Consider the following 23375-nt stretch of genomic DNA (forward strand, 5'->3'; position numbering starts at 1 on the left):
AGCGAAGAATCAAGCATTAAAAAAGGACCTTAGGGTCCTTTTTTATGTTTAATATTGCTTGCAGATCATCAAGTCTCAATCTGCTTACATGGTTACACCAATAGAGAAAATGGCAGCATCAGCACTCGTATCGTAACCAGCACCAATAACAAAGCCTTTGGTGACGTTATATCTCACGCCAAACTCAGCGCCCCATTCTTTGTTGCGGCTGCGTTCCCACACAGGCTCACCGCCGACAATGAAAGGCACAATATTATCAGTGGTGTTTTCTTCATAAATGTAGGCTGTTGCGCCACCATAGACACTTAAGTCTTGGGTTAGGCTGTAACTTAGACCAAAGCGCCACATGTATTCTTTAGCATAACCTTCGCCAGGCTCAGGCACATCAAGATCGTATTTATCGCCCCAAGCATAACCAATGTAATAGCCCCAATCGGCATAATCTGGGTCGAAATGTTTTGCAGCAATCGTGACACCAAACATATCACCACGGCTATCAACATAATCTACCAGCAAGGCTACTGACGGAGTGTATTGTTGACCTTCTTCTGTCGTGTTTGCTTGAGCTTGTTGGCTAAAAGCAACTAAGCTAATAGAGAATGTAATGGCAAGCCAGATTTTTTTCATGAATACCTCTACCTGATTGGATGGCGCTATTGTTAGGGTTTGCCAATCTGAGGTCAATATTTGCCCGTATTTTTGCGGCCGATATCGTTGAATAGGCCATTAGTGTTAACAATTTGTTTTATGTCAGTGGAAAGCTTACTGATGTTTTGTCATATATTTGATTGCCATCGTTTCAAAGCAGAAATATGGTATGTTAGCCAATGATTTTTTGGTCATTAAGGAATGAAAGTAGTGGATAACGAGTTACGCGCAGATATTGCCCAGTGGTTACTGGAAGCAGGGGTGAATAGTCAGCCTTCCGATAGCGTGGCGACATCAATTCTATTGTTTGTCAGCTTTTTAGTCGCAACGATTGCTTACTACATTACTAAAAAAGTCTTTGTTAAGGCGGTTAATGCTGTTATTCGCAAATCTGCAGTGACCTGGGATGACATCTTCATGCGCTATGGCGTGCTTGAAAAGTTAGCCTTGTTAGTACCTGCATTTATCCTCGACCTATTCGTACCTATCGTGTTGACTCATCAGGATTTATTAGGCGTCATACTTGATCGCGGTTTAAGCGTACTGGTGGTAATTTTTATTATTCGTGCGATTTATGCAGGTCTTGATGCCTTAAATGAAATTGCCGATGTAAAGCTTATTAGCCGTCGCTTGCCTGTAAAAAGTTTTGTGCAGCTGTTTAAACTGTTCTTATTTTTCATTGGCGTCATTATTTCAGTTTCAGTGCTTGCTGATCAGTCACCCGTCTATTTCTTAAGTGGTTTAGGTGTGGCGACGGGTTTAGTCATGTTGGTGTTTAGAGATACGATTCTAGGCTTTGTTGCGGGTATTCAGCTTGCGGCCAACCGCATGGTGAGTAAAGGCGATTGGATCCAAATGGATAAATACGGCGCAGATGGCGCAGTAGATGAGGTGTCGCTGAATACAGTAAAAGTACGTAATTGGGATAATACCATTACGATGATCCCAGCTTATGCGTTGGTATCAGATGCATTTAAAAACTGGCGTGGCATGTCTGAAAAAGGTGGCCGTCGTATCAAGCGCGCAATTAATCTTGATGTGAATAGTATTCATTTTTTATCTGAACAAGAAATAGAACGATTATCAAAAGTGAATTATCTCAAAGATTACTTTCCTAAAGTCGTATCAGAAATCAATCACTCAAATGAACAGGTTAATGATTTTGATATGCCAGTTAATGGTCGTCGCTTAACGAATGTAGGCACCTTTAGAGCTTACTTAGATGCGTATCTTCGCCATAATAATAAGCTTCATAAAGACATGACCTTAATGGTGCGCCAACTTGCACCAACCACTGAAGGTTTACCTATTGAATTGTATGTCTTCACTAACGATACACGTTGGGCATTTTATGAAGGGATCCAAGCTGATATCTTTGACCATATCTTTGCCATCCTGCCTGAGTTTGGTTTAAAAGCATTTCAAAACCCAACGGGTAACGATATTCGCAGTATTAAACCTGACACTAAAGTGCATTAGCACTTTAGTTATTAGCTTTTTGATTAAAGTGACAGAAACAAAAGCCGAACTAACCTTGTCTAGTTCGGCTTTTGTGTTTTTGAAGGCTGATAATCAGGGATCACCTTAGGGTGATGTCCCGTTATACCGCGAAAAAAATCCAGTATCTGATTCATGTCCGCTGACATATCATCACTGGTATCCATCGGCTTATTGAGCACTATCGATTTACGTGAAAAGTCCAGTCCCACAGTAATAATGGGCACCTTCGCTTTTACCGCAATATGGTAAAATCCTGTTTTCCAACGGGTAACCGCACTGCGTGTTCCTTCAGGGGCTAATGCTAGTTTGTATTGATTATCGGCTTCAAAATGCTGCACTGCTGCATCGACCATGTTGTTATTCTTACGGCGATCAACAGGGCTGCCACCGAGCCATTTGAAGAACCAGCCCCAAGGTGGAATAAACAATTGGTGTTTACCTAAGAAGTGGATGTTTATCCCCAGCGCAGATCGCGCAATGATTCCGATAATAAAATCCCAATTACTGGTATGCGGGCCAACGACCATAATGAACTGGCCATCATGAGGCGCGCTCCCCTCAAACTGCCAACCACATATTGTGAGTAGCGATAAACTAATTTTGCGAAACATGGACTATTTTCCAGTTTATTTGTATCTGATACGCTAGAATCTAACGATAAGATAATGAAATATTTTACGAATATTATTTGGGTTATGATTTGTTTACCAAACAATACCGGCCTGATTACAGTGTCGATTGAGTCGGTAAAATGCCAGATTACAAACCCATTTTAAGCGTCAATGCTGTGATAGTTAACTAACCTATCGTATTCATTGTCGTAATACAAAAGGACTAATTCTTTTTTTCTTCTGGAGAAATCAAGCATATCCAATCAGCGAGGAGAGTGTGTGAAGCACCTTACAATAATCAGTAGCAGCGTTTTTTGTGTGCTGTTTTCAATGGTGAGTATCGCGACTGAAAAAGTCTCGATGGACACCTTACCGGCTGCAGAAAATAACACGGCAGTTCAAACAGTAGCAGAAGCTGACACGGTTACTGAAACACCGACTGAGCAAGCTCTCAAATCAGTTCCATTAAAGCCAACAACCACTGAAAAAGTGCAAGTGGGCTCAATTAAAGCTGTAGATATTGCTGAAACAAAAACTGCTGTAGAAGACGCTGTTACAGACATCAGTGAAGTGATACCTGATGAACCGGCTAATGTGGCTGATAATGATGACAAGCCAAAGCAGCCTGAAGCTTTTACACCAGTAACCCCCGTTGCTGCTGTTGATATAAACCCAGAAGATGCTGCACCTATTTCTTTAGATGAAGTGAATTCAGACAGTGCAATTCCAACGGATCGCATTCGCTCTGTTATTTCTAACCAAGAAAAAGCCTGGAATAGCGGTGATATTGACGCTTACATGCAAGGTTACTGGAAAAGCGACAAGCTGCGTTTTGTGTCTAATGGTAAGTACAACTATGGCTGGGATTCAATATTAGCCAGTTACAAGCGTAGCTATCCAACCTCTGCCAGAATGGGCAAGCTCAACTTTAAAGTGCGAGAAATTAAAATGCTCAGTAACTATGCGGCACTCGTCGTTGGGCGCTGGACATTAGAACGCGCTAAGGACAAACCAAGTGGTGTGTTTACCTTATTGATTGAACGTATTGATGATAAGTGGGTTATTACCCATGATCATTCATCAGACTAGCGGCTTATTTTATAAAATGGGCAAGCTATTCAGTGCTTATACTGAATCGTTGTTGCCCTAGATTTCTGGATTTACCGTCGTAACGTACTTCGGTAAATTCAATATTACCTTTACTGTCCTGCATCACCACGCTGGTGGAACGAGTGCCATATTCTGGGTGCTTAATAAATATCGCTGAAAGTAATCTTTCCCACTCAAGATCAATACCAGTGTTTGGCAAACTGGTGTCATCTGCCTCAGATTCATCGCGCATGAATGATAGCATTTGTGCTATATCTGGCTCGTCATGGCTCAATACATGTTGCTCTAACGCCTGTTGCCCTTTAGCCATTTTCGGCCAAACATCGTCTAACGCGCCATTACTGACCGCATGAAATCCTTTGCTCAATGGTAAATTTTCCGCTGTAGCGCTATTAAAACACCATAGCTGGTTATCTTGCTGATAAACCAAATTAAATGGGCTGTAGTTGTCACTATGCTGCTGTAACCATTGTTGATTCAATAAGCCGTCACCCGATAGGGCTTTAAGCACTAACTCGCCACGACTACGCATGCCTTCATGTTCAGATTGGAGGCGTATATTGGTTAAGGCTGAAAATTGCCCGAGTTTATTGACGCCTAGCCAAGTGCCACCTGCTTGTAAGTCTTTGCCTGCTAGGATTTGAGCGGCTGAGGATGTGGCTTGGTTAGTTGAACTGGCAGCAATTGGCCAAAAGTGCGCAGGTTCAGTAGGGCGGTGATGAAACTCATCTCGATTAGCACAAACAATCAAAGGCCATTTGGGATGCATGTCGACAGCGATAAATAAAATGCACATAAGCTCTACCTAAAGAAGATGATAAAACATCATAACCTAAAATTTACAGGTGAAGCATTAGTAAAGCAGTATGGGTGAAATAAACGGATTAAATTAAGACGTTACCGTTATATCCTGCTGCGCGATTGTCGCAGCAAGCGCTACGACAATGCTTGGCTAGAATAAGCTGGCATAAGTTTAGTGATGATGACCGTGATTGTGCTCATGGCCGTCTTTATGACTGTGATCATGACTGTGGCTGTTAAACTTAATCAGCAAACGACTGAGGAATTTTCTTGGGCCTAAACGCAATAAGCTGGCGCTAAAGATTAACCCTACTACCACAGCAGCAGTAATGTTGATGCTATCTGGCAAGGTTAATAATTGGTGCCAATCGACAAGATAGTGATGTGCAAATAACAAAGCTACAACTAACACTGTCGATAAAGCGGCGCGCATTCCCCAACTCATCAGTTTAAGCTGACTAATACTGAGTACGGGCGCAGCGATTAAGGCAAACGCAACAGCCACATTACTCCAGCCGCTATAGGCTAGTGAAAGGGCTAATACCGCAGCACCTAGATTACAGAAACGCATTGGTAAAAATACCGCTAACAGAATCAATACTTGCAGCGCTGGGTGCTCAAGGTGTATCGATGGGTGACCAATTAAGTTCGCCAAAATAAGGCTTAAAGCAATCCAAGGGGCGCTTCTATCTACCAAGTGTGCAAAACCAAAACGCCATGCTGATTGCGGTAGGTTTTCATGGGGATCAGTAAGCTCAACGTTACCTAAACTCAATAATGTACCAATAACCAATAAACCAATGGCTTGATATATTGCAAACCATGGACCGAGTAATAATAGGGTAATTATCAATGCTTCAGGGCCCGCTAAACGTTGTAGCCAGCGACTAGCTAACCCTTCGTTTAAAGGCGATAAACCCGCTTTAAATCGTGCCGTCGCGATCACATAGCTTAGAATCAGAATTGGTGAGATTGTGAGTAACCAAGTCATAAATTGATCTGAGCCGTGGCTATGGTGATTATGACCACCTGTATCAACAAGTAATAACAATGCTAGTAATCCAACACCCAGTAAGCTGCCAATACCCGCTTGATATTGGTAACGACCTTGGACATCATCATTTTGATTGCCATGGGGTTGATGTAGCACCACATGCAAAATAGAACCAGTAACAAATGCTTGGAGGTAAACAGTATTGTCGATGCTTAAATGCTGTAGTAGTTGCTCACCGGCAAAATAACCCACAGAGGTTAATGCCATCATTGCCACAAGCACTGCACTCGCCCACTTTGTGCCTACTTGCGGCTTTAATAACCACCAAATAGCCACACCAACAGGCAGTCGATGCATGATGACTCCAAGAGCAAGTAAAGTTGAATTACCTTCTTGCTGAGCCAATACCATTGCACCGCCATCAGTAATGGTGTGCAACAATAAACCACCAATCCCTAGGGTTAAGGTGACGTTATGAGTGATTTCAGAATATCGATGAAATAGTCGTTCGCTTGCTGTAGGCCCCCAAAGGCCAAGCACGACAAATAATAATGTGAGGATCCCGCCGTGTTCGAGCAGTTCAGGCAAAATATGAATAAGCACTAGCCCGCCTAAAGAGACGAAGATAAATCCGTCCAAGCCTTTTTGTAGCCCACTTCCCGATGAGAAGTAGCGATAAAAAAGTGGTCCGAATAAAAGTGCAATACAACTAGCGACAAGATAGAGCATGGAATCCAAAAGAATCAAAGAGACGAAAAAAACAATCAAGTATATCCTAGTATTTCATTTAACTTAATACTTGCTTAGCTTGATTATTCATCATCTTTAGAATTTACACGGTAAACATCCACGAAAACCGACAAATATAAACAAATCTTACTGTTCATACCTCCAAAACAGCCTCATTAAGTATACAATGGCGCTTCTTTGTTAATTAATAATAGAATATTTGTAATGGACATATTTTCAGCTGCTGTGATGCTATTTTTGATCATGGATCCTTTAGGGAATTTACCGATTTTCGCCTCAATTTTGCGACATATCGAACCTAAAAAACGTCGTCGGGTGCTTATTCGTGAGTTGTTGATTGCGTTAGCCATCATGCTGCTGTTTTTATTTGCTGGCGAAGCGATACTTAATTTCCTCAACTTACGCCAAGAGTCGGTGAGTATTGCTGGCGGTATTATTTTATTTTTAATTGCGATTAAAATGATATTTCCGCAGCCGGGCGGAGTCGTCGGGCTTGCTGCAGGCGAAGAGCCTTTTATTGTACCAATGGCAATCCCACTAATGGCAGGCCCTTCTGTATTGGCGGCATTAATTCTACTTGCCCATAGTGATAGCTCCCGAATGACTGACTGGACTATTGCGTTGCTTGCAGCTTGGGGCGTGAGTGCGGTGATTTTACTATTTTATAAAGTATTCACCCGACTACTGGGCGAAAAAGGACTCACTGCGGTTGAGCGACTGATGGGAATGGTATTGGTGATGATTTCAGTACAAATGTTCTTAGATGGTGTTTCGAGTTATTTGAAAAGCACTGCATAAGCGCTCAACCTTTTAAATAAAAGATGTATACCTAGGCCGCAATTGCGGCCTTTTTTGTTGTCATTGTTCAAGGCTAACAAGCTGAAAAAATTCAGTTTATTTATCTTGCTTAACCACTGTCTATTTATGTAAACACTGGCTATGTAAATGGGGTTAAAATTCTGTGGATTTAATTTGTGATCGCGCGGTAACAACTGTTAATGTTCGGTTAATCTACAATGTTGTAAGTTGACTTATGAAACGGATTTTAGCAGTACTTTTAAGCGGTTCTTTACTGGCATGCAGCCACCAAACTGCAGTTCAAAATACCCATGCAGAAATTAAGCCTCCTAAAGTTCAATGCGGTGCGACGCCGCCTCCGCTGGACACTCAAGGAATTAGAAACAATTTACTAAAGCGAGGAGATATTACTTCTGAGATGACAGAAGCTGAGCAGCAAGCTGTTGTTAATAAGTATATCGCTAAGCGCAATAATGCTTACAAGAAATGTAATCAAGGGAAGTAGTTATGGTTAATATATTAAAGCACCGCAAATCATCTTTTATCACTCCTTTAGCATTGACCTTGGCGGCAATTTTGAGTGCTCCTTCCTTGGCGGCTCCAGTAAAGCACACATCACCTGCCGATGCAGGGGTGATAAATCCGCAACAAATTGTTTATTGGTTAACGAAACGGGGTGAGCTGAGCGTTGATGCTTCTGATGCTGAAAAGCAAATTGCAGTTGCTAATTTTACGCGTAAAGCTCGCGCAAACAATCACGCGGTACCATTAGCGCAAACTAAACGTGTGAATCAAATCGCGCGAACTAAGTTGCAAAATGCGGCCTCTGTTGTTGCTTTTGCTGATAGTGACATAAAGAAAAGCGTAAATGTGCTTGCTGTTCTAGTCGATTTTCCTGATTTGCCATACAACGACAATCGGCTGACAGCGGCCGATACCGGTATGTATTACAATGATTATTCAGTGGCACATTATGAAGACATTTTGTTTTCTACCACTGGCTTTACTGGTCCAAATGGTGAAAACCTAGAAACTGCATATCAGTATTTTGAACAAGCATCCGGTGATACTTTTACCTTTAACGGCGAAGTTAAAGGCTGGGTTACAGCAGATAATAATGCCGCGCATTATGGTGGCAATGACACAGATAATGATGACAATGATATGGCGGCTCCGGATTTAGTCATGGAAGCGGTGACCAAAGCTGTTGCTGGCATGACGAGTGCTGAGCTAGCCCAGTTTGATATTGAAGATCCTTATGACGTGAACAACAACGGTAATTTGGATGAAGCTGATGGCATTATTGATCATATTGTTATTTTTCACTCTAGTGTCGGTGAAGAGGCGGGAGGCGGCGCCTTAGGTACTGATGCTATTTGGTCGCATCGATTCTTTGTCGGTGCCAGCTCTTTTGGGAGCACCATTCCTGGCACATCAATGAAGGTTTTTGGTTACACAGTGCAGCCTATTGATTCGGCAACGGGAGTTATCACCCATGAATTTGGTCATGATTTAGGTTTACCAGATGAGTATGACACTGCTTATAGTGGTGATGGTTCGCCTGTCGGGAGCTGGTCATTAATGTCTGGCGGTTCTTGGGTCGGGCAATCGGCTAGTGGAACTTATATTGCAGGGACCAGGCCTTCAGGTTTTAGCCCGTATGCCCGTTCATATTTACAAGAGCGTTATAAAGGCAAGTGGGTTAACGAACAATCAATTAGTTGGGACGATATTGACCAGTCAGGACTTAGCGCTGATTTAGTGTCAGCAGTGAACGCTGATGATATTAACCAACTCTCCATTGCTATTCCAACCTCAGGAGTCGACTTTAAACAGCCATTGACAGGTGAGTATCAGTATCACTCAGGCAAAGGTCATTTAATGTCTAATAGCATGAGCTTTGATGCTGATTTACCTGCTGGCACGCCGTTATCTCTGTCTTTTCAAGCGCATTGGAATATCGAGGTAGACTACGATTACACACAAGTATTGGTTGATGGGGTTGCCATTGAAGGTAATCATACCGTGGCTAGTAATCCACTTTATAGTGGTGTTAATCACTATATTTCCGGCTTATCGAGTGATAATAGCAGTGCTATTGGTTCTGATTCCTGGGTTGAACTCACCTATGATTTAACCAGTTTTGCAGGGCAGAATGTACAAATCCAAATCAATTATATTACCGACGAGGCTGTAGGTGGTTATGGTATTGCTATTGATGATATTGAAATAAATCATCAAGAAAGTGTGATACTTCAAGATGGTGCTGAAGTTGCTGGGGCTGTCACTCTCAATGGTTTTGACCGAATTGAAGATACCTTACCCGGTTTGCCTCAGCGATATATTGTCCAGCTGCGTAACTATCAAGGCATTGACCAAGGTCTTGAAAATATCGGTTACGAGGCCGGTGTGCTGCTTTGGCTTGAAAACAGTAATTATGAAGATAATAACGTTGGTGAGCATGCAGGTTACGGCTTAATTGGTGTTGTTGATGCGGATCAAAACCTTATTGGCAATAACAGCACGGATGTACAGATCCGTGACGCGAGTTTCAGTTTATATCCACAATCAGCTTATGCATCAGATACTCATTTGAGTAACAGCAGTTTGTTTGATGACAGTCGAGATTATAGTGCGCCATTAAAACCTCAATCAGGCTTGGTATTGCAAGAGCTAGGTTTAACCATGAGTGTGATAGCTCAATCATCAAATAGTGACACCGCGACAGTAGAGTTTAAGCGAAATGCGGTGGTTACAAATCCGGACGAGTCGACTCTTGAAGCCAGTTTTGAGGTTGTCGTTACTGATTATACCGCTGACTTTAGTGCTGTAATCCAAGGTGGTAGTGCTGATTACACATACTTATGGAACTTTGGTGAGTCTAATGCAACCAGTACTTTGACTAGCCCAACGCACACCTATAGTTCATCAGATGCCTTTGTGGTCTCACTGACGGTGACTGACTCAGAAGGGGCAACTGTGACTCACAATCAGATTGTTGAAGTGATCATTGAGTTGAACGCCAATTTTGAGATTGCAGTTGTTGGCGATGACAGTATGACGGTTAAGTTAACTAATACCACGACGGGTGGCTTTGGTGAGTTGAATTATTCATGGGATATGGGTGATGGCAATACGATAGTGGGTATGAGCCCTGAGAATTATACCTATGCCTTAGCTGGGTCTTATACTATCGTGCTGAGCGTCACTGATGAAAAGGGCACTGAAAAGCGACATGCATGGAGTTTAACTTTGCCAGCTGAGATAGCAGAAGAAAAAGTGGAGCCATCAAGCAGCAGTGGCGGTAGCCTTGGTTGGTTATCGATTGTTTTATTGGGTCTGTTTGCCTCTGGAAGACAAAAGCGCTGTTAACGCTGTTTTAGCGAAGACACAAGACATGTAAAAAGGCTGGGCGAAATCCCTGCCTTTTTATTGTTAGGCGTTGTTCTAGAATTAAATAGATTGATTAATCTTAGCTACAGCAGCTGGTAAGAATATTTCGCTGACGATAATGTCTTGGTTAGCTAAATTGAAATAACGGCGACGCCCCCATAAAGGCGCGTTCACCTCTTGAGATAAGCTGGTGGCCAGTTGGGCTAGCTTACTGCAACTTTCAAATTCAGCGACTTCAATTTTTCCTGGGACAATATCATTACTTGAAAATAGCAATTCACCTAAGGGTCTAGTGCCGAGTGCTTTGAAGTTATGTTGGTGAAAAGTGGTTAATACTTCGGGGATTAATGTCCGTGCAAAAACCCAAGGTTCGCCATCGAGGCATAATAAAACTTCTCGAACCCAAACGCGGTGTTGATGAGGACATTCGCCAGCTAACGGGGTCGTTAGATGCTCCCCAAGTACTTTGACTTCAAAATGTTGGCAACAGCTTCTTAATTTTTGCGTTAAACTGCCTGTGGCAAGTAACCATTCTTTTAGCGCTGTTTTTGGCATAGAATTGAAATTCTCAGGTGAAAACCATTGGATTGATTCACCATAAGGGAAGCTAAGGCTGGTCACTTTCATTCATTACTCGTTACAATGTACACAACGAGTGCAGTTTATCACGACAGAGCTTATATAAATAATGGAGTTTGTTTAACTATGGCAAAGTATGTATACGCAATTTTACTTTCAATGATGTTATCGATGAATGTATATAGTGCCGATGAAAAAACGGTAGAAAACTTTGCTTATTATGGGTTTGAACCTGACATAGTGACGAATTACATTTCAAATCGTAAGAAGTTAGGCTTTGTTAAAATCAGTGTAGAATTGATGGTAAAAGATCCTGATCACCTTTTGCTTATTGAGCATCATGATCCATTGTTACGCTCAGCAATTGTTGAGGTATTAGGTAACCAAGCGGAAGACAAAGTGAAATCATTAACGGGCCGTGAAGACATTCGACGTGAGTGCTACGAAACCGTTAATAGGCTTCTAGAAGAAGAAACTGGGCAACAGATAGTCGTTAATTTATTGTTTACTAAGTACTTATACGATTAATGAAACATAAAAATCAATCGACATCAGCAGACAAAGCATCAAGCAAAGGCACTGCACGTAAATCTAATCTCAATACGAAAAGTGCCAAGCAAACTCAAAAGGTGAATAAACCTTCTCAATCGTCGAAGGTTAAAGTTGCTAAACCGATATCAAAGACCTTACATCCTCGTAATAAGCATAACCAAGGTTATGATTTTGAAGAGCTTATTTTAGAGTGCCCCAAATTGTCCCACTTTGTTAAGCCTAATCCTTATGGCAACTTATCAATCGATTTTTCTGATCCTCAAGCGGTTAAAACATTAAATGCGGCAATCCTAAAAACTGATTATCAGATTGAGCATTGGGATATTCCCCAAGGCTTTTTATGCCCACCTGTTCCAGGTAGAGTTGATTACTTACACTACATTGCGGACTTATTAAGTGACAAAGGCAAAGTGCCGAAAGGTCAGGAAGTCATTGCGTTAGATATTGGTACTGGCGCGAACGGTATTTACCCATTACTTGGGATTCAGTCATACGGTTGGCAATTTGTTGCCAGTGATATTGATCCTATATCGATTGCCAATGTTGCTAGTATTGCTGATAAAAATCAGGCGATTAAAAGAAAGCTTTCTTTACGTCAGCAACATAACCCCAATCACATCTTTAGCGGTATCATTGCTGAGAATGAACGCTTTGATATCACATTGTGTAATCCGCCTTTTCATCGCTCTCTCGAAGAGGCAAGCCAAGGTAGTGCAAAGAAAAACGCCAATTTAGCTGCTAACAGAGCAAAGAAGGGGACAGCTAAAAGTGCTGCATCTGGAACTTTAACCACTAAAAAACCAGATAATGCAGCAAGTGGTTTGAACTTCGGTGGACAAAAAGCCGAGTTATGGTGTGAAGGTGGTGAGCAGCAGTTTTTAGCCAATATGATTACTGAAAGTCAGCAATTTGCTTCACAGTGCTTGTGGTTTAGTTCGTTAGTGTCTAAATCAGAAAACCTTAAGCCGTGTTATGCCTTGTTAGAGAAACTATCAGCAGATAGTGTCAAAACCATTGAAATGCAACAGGGAAATAAGATTACTCGAGTATTGGTATGGAGCTTTTTAACCAAAGCGCAGCGGCTTCAATGGGCAAAATTTAGAAATATGCAATAAAAATGGCTCCTTGTTTGGAGCCATTTTTTAGTAGACTTTTTTGCTAAAACACACTTATGAGTCAGCGTGAATAAATGTTGTTATTTCTCTTTATTAGCATCAAATTCAATGTTTTCAGCGCCATGGTAAACCAAGAAGTGGCGCCCTTTAGCTCGCGCAATAATGGTAATGCCCATCTTTTGTGCTAATTCAAGTCCCATTTGGGTTACACCACTACGAGAAAGCAATACTGGAATCCCCATCTTGGCAACCTTAATCACCATCTCACTGGTTAAACGACCGGTGGTATAAAAGATCTTATCATTGCCGTTCTCACCTTCAAGCCACATATCACCCGCTAGAGTATCAACAGCATTGTGACGCCCGACATCTTCAATAAAGGCCTGAATGGTATCGTCTTTACAAATACCGCAACCATGTACCGCGCCAGCATTCTTATAGGTCTCGTTATAAGCGTTGATATTTTTTAGCAAGCTATACAAGGTAGATTGCTTGAGTTCTGGTGTCGGTAAGTTGATATCATCTAACCCTTGCATGAAACCGCCATACACCGTGCCTTGTCCACAACCTGAGGTCACTGTTTTTTCAGAGAGCTTTGCATCTAAATCGGCGGTTTGTTCTTGCGTCAGAATAGCTGCCGAATTGACATCCCAATCGACAATAATTGATTCGAGTAAATTCGCATCATTCACAAACCCCTGGTTTTTCAAATAGCCAAGGGCAAGAGACTCAGGCTTAGCGCCCAAAGTCATTAAGGTCACAATGGGTTGCCAATTCAAGTAAACCGTCAGTGGTCGCTCGCAGGCGACAAATTTATCAATGCTCTCGCCTAATTCATTTATGGCTTTAACTGGCAAGGTTAAAGGCACTTCTGCTTGAGTTTTGACGAGTTTCAGTGGGGCTTTAGCACGTGTATTGGATTGCGTCATTGATATTGAGGCCTCTGACTGTGTCATCCATTGCCGTCATCGGCTTTAAGATGAGTATCGTGATTAAAGTAACTGCGTATCAGCATAGCAACTTTTGTTCCCGTAACAGCAAGTAGATTGTAAATGCGTGATCTAACACAAAAGTTAATCAGGAACAGCTAATTAACGTAGCCTTATGTCCTAGTAAAATTAGCAATATGGACAAATTGTCCTACTCTTAATGTTGATTAAGAGATCTAGGTCAAATTTTTGGTTTGATTTTATTTGGCACTATTATTGCAGATTAATGACTATATAGAGGAATAAGGCCATATTTCGTATTTGAAAAGGTCACGCAATTGTTAATTAAGTTTATGTATTTATTATTCTTTTGTTTATTCCTCGTTGATTCATGTTTTTAAGGGCACAGCTTTTATGCAACACACTGAAAATGTTTGGCCTATGTACGTATCACTCAAGAAAGTTGAGAAAATGATAGGTCGGTGGCCATCGGTGACGTGGGAAGTCGATCAAATGCTTCCTGCGACTCACGAAGCTCCCGAGGGCGCGAAGTTAGTGTTATTTGAATTACATAAAGATGAGCGCGGAAGTTACCGTATCAATTTAGATATGGACAACACCATGCTTTATATCGTGTGTGATGAGCTAGCGGATGGTACCTATGTTCCTGCCGTTATTTCATGTGACCAAAATGTCGCTGCAGGTTGCTTAGAGTCAGAAACTCCGGTGTTAAATATGCCGATGCCAGAAGCATTAGCATGTTGGGTTGAAGCATTTATCACGCGTCATGGAGAAGTTGAAATTTCAGCTAAACGACGTAAACACGTTAATCGCCGCAAGGATCAAGGCCCAAGTACAGATCACCTTCGGAGTCATTAATGAGCGATAAACCTAGAGGATTTTTCTCTCGCTGGACAGAGCGTCGCGAACAAGTTGAAGCAGAAACTGCTGAGTTAGCTCAACAAGAGCAACAAGCACAAGCTTTACAGGCGCAAGCTGATAACGAAGAAATCCCAAGTAATGATGCTCAAGCTGAGTCGGCAGAAGCAGACCAACCTGAGAAGATACTTGAAGCTGAAGATTTACCTGACCCAGAAAAAATCGAAGTTGGCGGTAGTTTTGCTTCGTTTATGGGAGCGAATGTCTCTCCTGAGGCAAAATCGGCAGCGTTAAAAGCGTTATGGAAACAACCACAGTATAACGAAATTGATGGCTTACTTGAGTATGCCTTAGATTACAGCAACCAACCCAAACTGAGCCCAGAAGTCTCTGCTGAGTTGGCCAAAAAAGTTTTCCGAAACGTCATGAAAGACGAGGAAGAAACAGCTGAAGATGAAGAGTTATTAGCCAGTGAGGGAGATGACACAGTTGGTGATGCAGCTGATGCCCCACAAGGTATAAATGAGAAGAGTGAATTAGTCGCAGAGACTGACTTAATTAATCAGAATGATGATCTGATTCTGGCGCAGGAAGTGGAACAACCGCTTCAAAGCCAAGTAAAAGTCTAGTTCGACGCAATAATTTTATGTCCACTATTTTGGCGTGTTAGGTGTTTTACTTATTGTTTTAGCTGATGTAATTAACGCGAGTAGATGACGCATTGATTATGAATGGATTGAACAGCGTAATAAGTATTCCCCGCAGCTGAAAACTGTTCAGGAACGCAATGTGAGCAATAGTCAAACCCCGCTTGAACTACAACAAGTTCGCCAGCAGGTATTAGCACAGACTCAAGTGATCCAAAACTTGATCCCACCAACAGTCAGTTATACGACTGAAGGCAATGTGTTAGTCATCGGCCCAGAAGATTTGGCTCGATTAGCTGCAGACAAACTGTCTACTATGGCCAATACCGTAATTTTGGCTAACGAAGCCATTACTAGCCAAGATGAAGCGCATCTTGAAGCGGTAATGAATGCTGCTGTGAATAGTGAAAGCTATTACAACAAACTTATCTCTGTTAAAGGCTTTTTAGGCCAATTCCAAGTAACAGTAGAAAGTGACGGACAAGACAGTAAAGCAGCTGAATTAAGCTTAGTCGCCATCCGTAAGCCGCATTTTGATATCGTTTTAGATTTGAGCATGGAGCCATGTTTAAACCTTGAAATGCTGCCACCGGGTTACTTTTACGTCGGCCAAGATGCTGAAAAACTCGCTGATGCATTAGAGCAAATTCCAGACCTTGTTGGTGAGTTTGATAAGCCACGCTATGTGAAAGTGAACAGTGATATCTGTGCACATAACCGTAATGGCGTTAATGGCTGTAACCGTTGTTTGAATTTCTGTCCTGCAGATGCGATTAGCAGTATCGAGCAGAAAATTGAAATCGATCCATACCTTTGTCATGGTGCTGGCAGTTGTACCAATGCTTGTCCAACTGGTGCAATCGCATTTGATTTACCGACGCCACAAGCACTTCATAGTTACATTCAAAAGTTAATTAGCCGCTACCTTGAGCAAGCTCAAGCTGCACCTGTCATCTTATTCCATGACAGTGCCGTTGGTGCTGAATTAATTACTGCAGATTTGGTCGGTGACATTATTCCGGTTGAGCTGGAAGAAATTACCGTTGCCAGTATTGATCATTGGATGTCAGCGTTAGCTTGGGGCGCACGTCAGGTATTAATTTTAAATACAGATGCAACTGCACCGACATTGACGCAAATGTTGAACGGTGAATTGTCGCTGGCGAATACTATTTTAGATGAAATGGGTCAGCCTCAACGTATTAGTTTAATTGATACAGAGACCTTAGCGTCACTTAATGACAAATTGGCTATAAGTTTAGATTGGCCATTAACTGTGCCAGCAGCTTTCACGCAAACAACCAAGCGTGAAACATTATATGCAGCTATTGATCATCTTAATCAACAAGCTGCAGCAAGTGACACCTGTATTGCTATTCACAATGTGCCTTACGGTAAAGTCGAAGTTAATCAAGACAAATGTACTTTATGTATGTCTTGTGTGGCGACTTGCCCTACTCAAGCATTGACTGATGGCGGTGATAAACCTGCACTACATTTTGTTGAACAAGACTGTGTTCAGTGTGGGTTATGTGAAAGCTCTTGTCCTGAGAATGTGATTACGATTACTTCGCAAGTCAACTTAGACCAAGCGTCACGTCAGCAGCGCCAAACCTTAAAAGAAGAACCTCCATTTGAATGTATTCGCTGTGGTACAGCGTTTGCAACTCAATCAATGGTTCATCGCATGATTGATATGATTGGAGGTCACTCAGCATTTAACGCCAATATTGAGCGTTTAAAAATGTGTGGTGATTGCCGCGTAAAAGATATGTTTGAAGACATTCTTGAAGACCCTGAGAAGCAACTTCGATAAGAGACCCGATATGACCGAATTAGTTAGAGAAATTTCAGAAAACGATCAGCTACGGGCAGATATTTACCAAATATTAGCAGCCTTATTACGCCGTGAGCCAAGTGCTGAATTGCTAGCGTTTTTAGCTGAGCTTGAAATCGATGCTGAAGAAGAAAATGACATGACAGCGGCTTGGGCTGCATTGAAAGTTGCTGCAACTCAGTACACCGAAAAAGAACTCGAAGAAGAATACTTCAACATTTTTTACGGTGTTGGTCGTGGTGAAGTATTGCCTTATGCAAGTTGGTTTATGACAGGTTCATTGATGGATAAGCCTTTGGCTTTATTGCGTCAAGACCTACTGCAACTGGGTTTTGCTCGCGAAGATGAAGTGAAAGAGCCTGAAGATCATGTTGCTGCATTATGTGAAGTGATGGGGACTCTGATTTTAGAAGCACCCGGTTATCGTCAGTTAGCGTTTTACCAACGCCATATTGGCAGCTGGATAGCTCGTTTTTGTGACACATTAGAAAAAACACCTAGTGCTGCATTTTACGCTCCAGTTGCATTACTAGCTAAAGCATTTTTTGAAGTAGAAGCAAATGAATTTGAGCAATTAAGCTTAGATATCCCTGTGAACTGCCCAGGCAGTGAAGCAGAAGCTTCTGCATCAGAATCTGCAGAAAAAATTGAACCTTCAACCAATGAATTGGCATCTTAATTAGCCTACATTGTTGTTGGTACAAAGATTTATGCCACTGAATGTAAATTCAGTGGCATAGACCGAAACGGGAGGTTACTCCCACTCAATCTAGGGTGTATTTACCCTTTTATTTTAAGCGTTTATTAAGGAGAGACTATGAAGAAGCAAGCTTCCGACATGGGTCGTCGTCAAATGCTAAAAGCATTGGCTGTCGGCAGTGCCGCTGGCGCAGTTGCTACTGTTAGCGGACAAGCTCTAGCTGCCTCACCAGAAGCCACACCAGTTGTGGGTAAAAGTGATGGTTATAGAGAAACAAGCCATGTACGTAGTTACTACGACACGTTACGTAGTAAGTAATTTAAGGAGAATATGTGATGCGATTAACCCGCAAAACAGAGACAGTTGAAGTGGCAGATAAGCCTGCACTTGGACTGAATCGTCGCCAATTTTTAAAGTCAGCAACATTCGCAACAGGTGGTATCGCCGCTGCATCAATGCTTGGTGCTGGAATGATGCGTAAAGCAGAAGCTAAAGACGTACCACATGATGCACCAACTGAAGTAAAACGTACTATTTGTTCTCACTGTTCAGTGGGCTGTGGTATTTACGCTGAAGTACAAAATGGTGTGTGGACAGGTCAAGAACCTGCATTCGATCACCCATTTAACGCTGGTGGTCACTGTGCTAAAGGTGCTGCACTACGTGAGCACGGCCATGGTGAGAAACGTCTTAAGTACCCAATGAAGCTGGAAGGCGGAAAGTGGAAGAAACTTTCTTGGGAACAAGCGATTGAAGAAGTAGGTCAAAAAGCCCTCGACATTCGTCAAGAGTCAGGCCCTGATTCAGTGTTCTTCATGGGTAGTGCTAAATTCTCAAACGAACAAGCTTATATGTACCGCAAATTAGCGGCAATGTGGGGCACGAACAACGTCGACCACTCTGCACGTATTTGTCACTCTACCACTGTAGCCGGTGTTGCAAACACTTGGGGTTACGGTGCGCAAACGAACTCATTTAATGACATTCGTAAATCGAAAGCGATGATGTTTATCGGTTCGAACCCTTGTGAAGCTCACCCAGTTTCAATGCAACACATCCTTGAAGGTAAAGAGCGCGGCGCGAAAATTATCGTAGTCGACCCTCGTTTCACCCGAACTGCAGCTAAGTCTGACGAGTTCGTGCATATTCGTCCTGGTACGGATATTCCTTACATTTATGGTTTGTTGTGGCACATTTTTGAAAACGGCTGGGAAGACCAAACTTTCATCGACCAACGTGTATACGGTATGGAACGTATCCGTGAGGAAGTGAAGAAGTGGAACCCTGCGGAAGTTGAAAATGTTGCTGGTGTACCAGAAAAGCAAATGCATCGCGTGGCTAAATTACTCGCAGAGACTAAGCCTGGTACTGTGGTTTGGTGTATGGGTGGTACTCAGCATCACGTCGGTAATGCGAACACTCGTGCATACTGTATCCTCCAATTAGCCCTTGGTAACATGGGTGTTGAAGGTGGTGGTACTAACATTTTCCGTGGTCATGATAACGTTCAAGGTGCAACTGACTTTGGCTTATTGTTCGATACATTACCTGGTTACTACGGCCTGAAAACGGGTTCTTGGAAGCATTGGTGTAATGTATGGGATCTTGATTTCGATTGGGTTAAAAGCCGTTTCGACCAAGCTCAACATTTAGGCCAAGACCCAATGACTTCAACGGGTATCCCATGTTCACGTTGGCATGATGGTGTACTTGAAGACAAATCTAAGATTGCTCAGAACGACAACATCCGTATGTCATTCTTCTGGGGTCAATCAGTTAACACTGAAACTCGTGGCCGTGAAGTGCGTGAAGCATTGAACAAAATGGACACAGTAGTTGTTGTGGATCCTTTCCCTACAATGGCTGGTGTCATGCACGAACGTACTGATGGTGTGTATTTACTGCCAGCAGCGACACAGTTTGAAACTTACGGTTCTGTATCGGCTTCAAACCGTTCACTACAGTGGCGTACACAGGTTATCGATCCTTTATTTGAGTCAAAAGCTGACCACATTATTATGTACAAGCTGGCGAAAAAATGGGGCATCGAAGCTGAATTCTGTAAGCATATTAAAGTGAATGGCGATGAGCCATTAATCGAAGATATGACGCGCGAGTTCAACAAAGGTATGTGGACTATTGGTTACACAGGCCAAAGCCCTGAGCGTTTGAAAATGCACCAAGAAAACTGGGGCACTTTCGATATTGAAAGCTTAGAAGCACCAGGTGGTCCAGCTAAAGGTGAGACTTATGGTTTACCTTGGCCTTGTTGGGGCACACCAGAAAACAAACATCCAGGTACACAAATTCTGTACCGTACTGGACGTGAAGTTAAGTATGGTGGTGGTAACTTCCGTGCACGTTATGGTGTAGAGCATGAAGGTAACAACATTCTTGCTGAAGGTTCTTACTCTAAAGGCAGTGAAATTCAAGACGGTTATCCTGAATTTACCGCAGACATGCTTAAACAGCTTGGCTGGTGGGATGATTTAACCGCTGAAGAAAAAGTTCATGCTGAAGGGAAAAACTGGAAAACAGATATTTCTGGTGGTATCCAACGTGTTGCGATTAATCACGGTTGTATCCCTTACGGTAACGCGAAAGCGCGTGTTATTGTTTGGAACTTCCCAGATGATATCCCAATCCATCGCGAGCCATTATATACCCCTCGTCGTGACTTAGTGTCTAAGTACCCAACCTACGAAGATCGTATGGTTGCACGTCTTCCTACTCTGTATAAGTCTATTCAAGATAAAGACTTTGCAAAAGACTTCCCATTAGCAGTAACGACGGGTCGTTTAGTTGAGTATGAAGGTGGTGGTGAAGAAACGCGCTCAAATCCATGGCTTGCAGAATTACAGCAAGAAATGTTTATTGAGATTAACCCTGCTGATGCAGCAGATCGCGGCTTACGTGATGGTGATGACGTATTCGTTCACAGTCCAGAAGGCGCTAAAATCACAGTTAAAGCAATGGTGACTCCACGAGTCATTGCTGGTGAATGTTTCATGCCATACCACTTCGCAGGTGTTTTCGAAGGCAAGAGCCTAGAGAAAAACTACCCAGAAGGCACGGTTCCTTATGTTATTGGTGAAGCTGCCAATACAGTAATGACCTATGGTTATGACGTTGTGACTCAGATGCAAGAGACGAAGTCTAGCTTGTGTCAGATCAGCAAAGCCTAATTAACTTGATGAGGAGATAAGCCACTATGGCAGTCATGAAATTTTTGTGTGACACAAAACGCTGCATCGAGTGTAACGGTTGCGTCACAGCTTGTAAGAACGAAAACGATTCCGCTTTAGAGTGGGGTATTCAACGTCGTCGCGTGGTTACTATCAATGATGGTGAACCAGGCGAAGCATCAATTTCAGTTGCATGTATGCACTGTACAGATGCACCTTGTATGGCCGTTTGTCCGGCGGATTGTTTTTATCAAACCGACGACGGCATTGTACTGCATGATAAAGATACTTGTATCGGTTGTGGTTACTGTTTCTATGCTTGTCCTTTCGGTGCACCTCAGTTCCCGAAAAAGACAGCATTTGGCAGTCGCGGCAAAATGGATAAGTGTACTTTCTGTGCCGGTGGCCCAGAAGAGAACCATTCAGAAGCCGAGCGTCAGAAGTATGGTGCAAACCGTATTGCTGAAGGTAAATTACCTATGTGTGCAGAGCTTTGTTCAACCAAAGCATTGTTAGCTGGTGATGCAGATATCGTATCGACTATTTACCGCGAACGTATGGCGAAACGTGGTAACCCGGATGCAATTTGGGGTTACGACCCTAAAACGGGTGATATGGTTTAGGCAGAGCAAAAGGTTACGGGCTTTTGTCCGTAACCAAGCAAGGAGTGACAATGTTAAACAAACAGTTAAACAAATCACTGCGTAGCTTGTTTGCTCTGTTGGTTCTGGTGATGGGGTTGGGTTTTTCAACCACAACCTTAGCAGCAGATGAACAATCAAGTAAGCAGCAGGCAGCAAAAGATAACCCAGCTGAATTATGGCGGGCTGTAAAAGGCGGTGAAACTGGTCGCACTACAGCACAAGGCATTGAACCTGGAGTATTAATCAATGTTGGTGGCAATGAAGGTAGAATTATTAGGGATGACTATATTACCCCTGCAGTAGCGTTAGCGCTTGTAGGTGTATTTGGTGCATTTTTAGTGTTCTATTTTGTCAATGGTCCAGCAAAATTAACCAAAGGTTTTTCAGGCAAGATGGTTGAACGATGGTCTAAAGCAGATATTTTACTGCATTGGATTATGGCAATTGCTTGTTTAATCTTAATGCTGACAGGTTTGATGATCATATTAGGTAAATTTGCTATTCAACCTTATGTGAGTGCCAGCATTTGGGCCGGGGTCATTGCTTTCAGTAAGTTTGTGCATGATTGGACTGGTCCTGTTTTCATCGTATCTTGGTTGGTATGTATTGTTAAATGGATGCCACTACAAACCATTAAAATGTACGATTTAAAATGGTTCCTTGTGGTCGGTGGTTACATCAACTTTGGTCCATTCAAAGGAAAGCATCCAGACAGTGGCTTTGCCAATGCTGGTGAAAAGATGTGGTTTTGGACCTTAGTATTCTTTGGTCTATTTATCAGCGTATCAGGCATGATGTTAGTGCTTCCTGGCTTAGATTTACCGCGAGAAGCTTCAATGCTTGCGTTACTTGTTCATGGTGTTAGTGCTGCAATTTTAATTGCATTCACGATAGTACACATTTGGATGGCAACAGCATTAAGTGAAGGTGGTATGGAATCGATGGTTTCAGGTTATTGTGATGAGAACTGGGCAATCCAGCATCACAATCTTTGGTACGATGAAATCAAAGCTAACGGTACCTTGAAATACCAAGAGTAATTGAACTAAGCCAATAAGGCTAAAGCAGTGAAAAACACCTCAACTGAGCTTATCTCGTTGGGGTGTTTTTATTGGTAGAGGTTTTATTTTTGTAAAGACGCTATGGAAAAATGTTGCCTCTGTTTATCAAACTACCAGTCTAATTTCCCAGCTTACATTTAAAAATTACTTCAAACTAACCCGAGTTTGAAGGTCATTCAAAGTGCCTCGATTTTGGGGCTGATTGTTTGTCTTTTGGTTTTGTCATTATCCCTTTAATTGTCCCTTTAACTGTCACTCAATTTAAGCATTGTTCGTAGAATCATTTAGCGTAAGAAGTCACTTGATTGTTAATGAGTCGATAAACATTATTTAGGCCGTGACTTGGGCATCGTTAATAGCTAAGAGTACTATCTCAGTTAGTTTTAAGTCATAAATGCTATAAGTGAATAATAAGGATTCTCAATAACAAGGATAGCTTATCAACTATCTAACTGCATGAGATGTTAAGGTTTTTAACAAATGTAGCTTTGCGGATTAAGCTGCAGATTTGTTCATTTCAAAAGCAAACCTTTCTAAAATATGACCCAGTTAACGCTTTGTTGATTCCATCGCTTTTTTTGGAATGTGAACTGGTGCTAGATCAATTTTTTTAGACCACTCTCCCTATATATTAGCGGCGTA

General features: G+C 42.2%; 21 protein-coding genes. 15 read left to right on the top strand and 6 right to left on the bottom strand.

The window, feature by feature from the left end:
* Positions 1-84 precede the first annotated feature (84 nt).
* A complete protein-coding gene (locus tag L2737_RS18090) occupies positions 85-627 on the bottom strand; it encodes a TonB-dependent receptor (RefSeq protein ID WP_102527571.1) in 543 nt (180 codons plus the stop codon).
* A gap of 231 nt (positions 628-858) precedes the next feature.
* On the opposite strand from L2737_RS18090, the gene L2737_RS18095 reads away from it, so the two are divergent.
* The gene (locus L2737_RS18095; protein ID WP_102527572.1) at positions 859-2127 is read left to right on the top strand and encodes a mechanosensitive ion channel family protein; all 1269 of its coding nucleotides are present in this window, start codon (positions 859-861) and stop codon (positions 2125-2127) included.
* A 59-nt stretch (positions 2128-2186) separates the two neighbouring features.
* On the opposite strand, the gene L2737_RS18100 is transcribed toward L2737_RS18095, so the two are convergent.
* A complete protein-coding gene (locus tag L2737_RS18100) occupies positions 2187-2759 on the bottom strand; it encodes a lysophospholipid acyltransferase family protein (RefSeq protein ID WP_102527573.1) in 573 nt (190 codons plus the stop codon).
* Between the two features lie 666 nt (positions 2760-3425).
* Between L2737_RS18100 and L2737_RS18105 the strand changes: the two genes are divergently transcribed.
* On the top strand, positions 3426-3848 hold the full coding sequence (locus tag L2737_RS18105; RefSeq protein ID WP_229370270.1) for a YybH family protein: 423 nt from the start codon (positions 3426-3428) through the stop codon (positions 3846-3848).
* Between the two features lie 25 nt (positions 3849-3873).
* On the opposite strand, the gene L2737_RS18110 is transcribed toward L2737_RS18105, so the two are convergent.
* Positions 3874-4665 carry an NRDE family protein gene (locus L2737_RS18110; RefSeq protein ID WP_248956673.1) on the bottom strand — a complete coding sequence of 264 codons (792 nt, stop codon included), beginning with the start codon at positions 4663-4665 and terminating at the stop codon, positions 3874-3876.
* Between the two features lie 177 nt (positions 4666-4842).
* Entirely contained in the window at positions 4843-6393 is a 1551-nt protein-coding gene (locus L2737_RS18115; RefSeq protein WP_248956674.1) for a metal transporter, read from the bottom strand.
* A gap of 225 nt (positions 6394-6618) precedes the next feature.
* Between L2737_RS18115 and L2737_RS18120 the strand changes: the two genes are divergently transcribed.
* From L2737_RS18120 to L2737_RS18130, 3 genes are all read left to right on the top strand, one after another.
* Complete coding sequence (locus L2737_RS18120) at positions 6619-7212, top strand: YhgN family NAAT transporter (RefSeq protein WP_102527576.1); 594 nt, start codon at positions 6619-6621, stop codon at positions 7210-7212.
* Positions 7213-7447: 235 nt separating this feature from the next.
* Positions 7448-7717 (top strand): hypothetical protein, encoded by a 270-nt coding sequence (locus L2737_RS18125; RefSeq protein ID WP_248956675.1) that lies wholly within the window; start codon positions 7448-7450, stop codon positions 7715-7717.
* Between the two features lie 2 nt (positions 7718-7719).
* The gene (locus L2737_RS18130) at positions 7720-10584 is read left to right on the top strand and encodes an immune inhibitor A domain-containing protein (protein ID WP_248956676.1); all 2865 of its coding nucleotides are present in this window, start codon (positions 7720-7722) and stop codon (positions 10582-10584) included.
* Positions 10585-10665: 81 nt separating this feature from the next.
* On the opposite strand, the gene L2737_RS18135 is transcribed toward L2737_RS18130, so the two are convergent.
* The gene (locus L2737_RS18135) at positions 10666-11232 is read right to left on the bottom strand and encodes a chorismate--pyruvate lyase family protein (RefSeq protein ID WP_248956677.1); all 567 of its coding nucleotides are present in this window, start codon (positions 11230-11232) and stop codon (positions 10666-10668) included.
* A 78-nt stretch (positions 11233-11310) separates the two neighbouring features.
* Between L2737_RS18135 and L2737_RS18140 the strand changes: the two genes are divergently transcribed.
* Both L2737_RS18140 and rlmF read left to right on the top strand, forming a co-directional pair.
* Complete coding sequence (locus L2737_RS18140) at positions 11311-11712, top strand: flagellar basal body-associated protein FliL (RefSeq protein WP_102527578.1); 402 nt, start codon at positions 11311-11313, stop codon at positions 11710-11712.
* Entirely contained in the window at positions 11712-12851 is a 1140-nt protein-coding gene (gene rlmF / locus L2737_RS18145) for a 23S rRNA (adenine(1618)-N(6))-methyltransferase RlmF (protein ID WP_248956678.1), read from the top strand. Before L2737_RS18140 ends, rlmF begins: the two co-directional genes overlap by 1 nt.
* 80 nt (positions 12852-12931) lie before the next feature.
* Here the strand turns inward: rlmF and L2737_RS18150 are convergent, their stop codons facing one another.
* Positions 12932-13780: a formate dehydrogenase accessory sulfurtransferase FdhD gene (locus L2737_RS18150; protein ID WP_229370273.1), complete on the bottom strand. Its 849-nt coding sequence runs from the start codon at positions 13778-13780 to the stop codon at positions 12932-12934.
* Between the two features lie 414 nt (positions 13781-14194).
* Between L2737_RS18150 and L2737_RS18155 the strand changes: the two genes are divergently transcribed.
* From L2737_RS18155 to L2737_RS18190, 8 genes are all read left to right on the top strand, one after another.
* On the top strand, positions 14195-14659 hold the full coding sequence (locus tag L2737_RS18155; protein ID WP_102527581.1) for a DUF3305 domain-containing protein: 465 nt from the start codon (positions 14195-14197) through the stop codon (positions 14657-14659).
* Positions 14659-15288 carry a DUF3306 domain-containing protein gene (locus L2737_RS18160; RefSeq protein ID WP_229370185.1) on the top strand — a complete coding sequence of 210 codons (630 nt, stop codon included), beginning with the start codon at positions 14659-14661 and terminating at the stop codon, positions 15286-15288. Before L2737_RS18155 ends, L2737_RS18160 begins: the two co-directional genes overlap by 1 nt.
* 160 nt (positions 15289-15448) lie before the next feature.
* Positions 15449-17122 (top strand): 4Fe-4S binding protein, encoded by a 1674-nt coding sequence (locus L2737_RS18165; protein ID WP_248956679.1) that lies wholly within the window; start codon positions 15449-15451, stop codon positions 17120-17122.
* A gap of 10 nt (positions 17123-17132) precedes the next feature.
* Complete coding sequence (locus L2737_RS18170; protein ID WP_102527584.1) at positions 17133-17822, top strand: TorD/DmsD family molecular chaperone; 690 nt, start codon at positions 17133-17135, stop codon at positions 17820-17822.
* Between the two features lie 138 nt (positions 17823-17960).
* Positions 17961-18161 (top strand): twin-arginine translocation signal domain-containing protein, encoded by a 201-nt coding sequence (locus L2737_RS18175; RefSeq protein WP_102527585.1) that lies wholly within the window; start codon positions 17961-17963, stop codon positions 18159-18161.
* A gap of 17 nt (positions 18162-18178) precedes the next feature.
* Positions 18179-21028 carry a formate dehydrogenase subunit alpha gene (locus L2737_RS18180; protein WP_102527586.1) on the top strand — a complete coding sequence of 950 codons (2850 nt, stop codon included), beginning with the start codon at positions 18179-18181 and terminating at the stop codon, positions 21026-21028.
* 26 nt (positions 21029-21054) lie between these two features.
* Positions 21055-21651 (top strand): formate dehydrogenase FDH3 subunit beta, encoded by a 597-nt coding sequence (gene fdh3B / locus L2737_RS18185; RefSeq protein ID WP_102527587.1) that lies wholly within the window; start codon positions 21055-21057, stop codon positions 21649-21651.
* Positions 21652-21701: 50 nt separating this feature from the next.
* Positions 21702-22712 carry a formate dehydrogenase subunit gamma gene (locus tag L2737_RS18190; protein WP_102527588.1) on the top strand — a complete coding sequence of 337 codons (1011 nt, stop codon included), beginning with the start codon at positions 21702-21704 and terminating at the stop codon, positions 22710-22712.
* Positions 22713-23375 lie beyond the last annotated feature (663 nt).

Origin of the sequence: Shewanella electrodiphila, from assembly GCF_023283985.1 — a bacterium.
Lineage (GTDB): Bacteria > Pseudomonadota > Gammaproteobacteria > Enterobacterales > Shewanellaceae > Shewanella > Shewanella electrodiphila.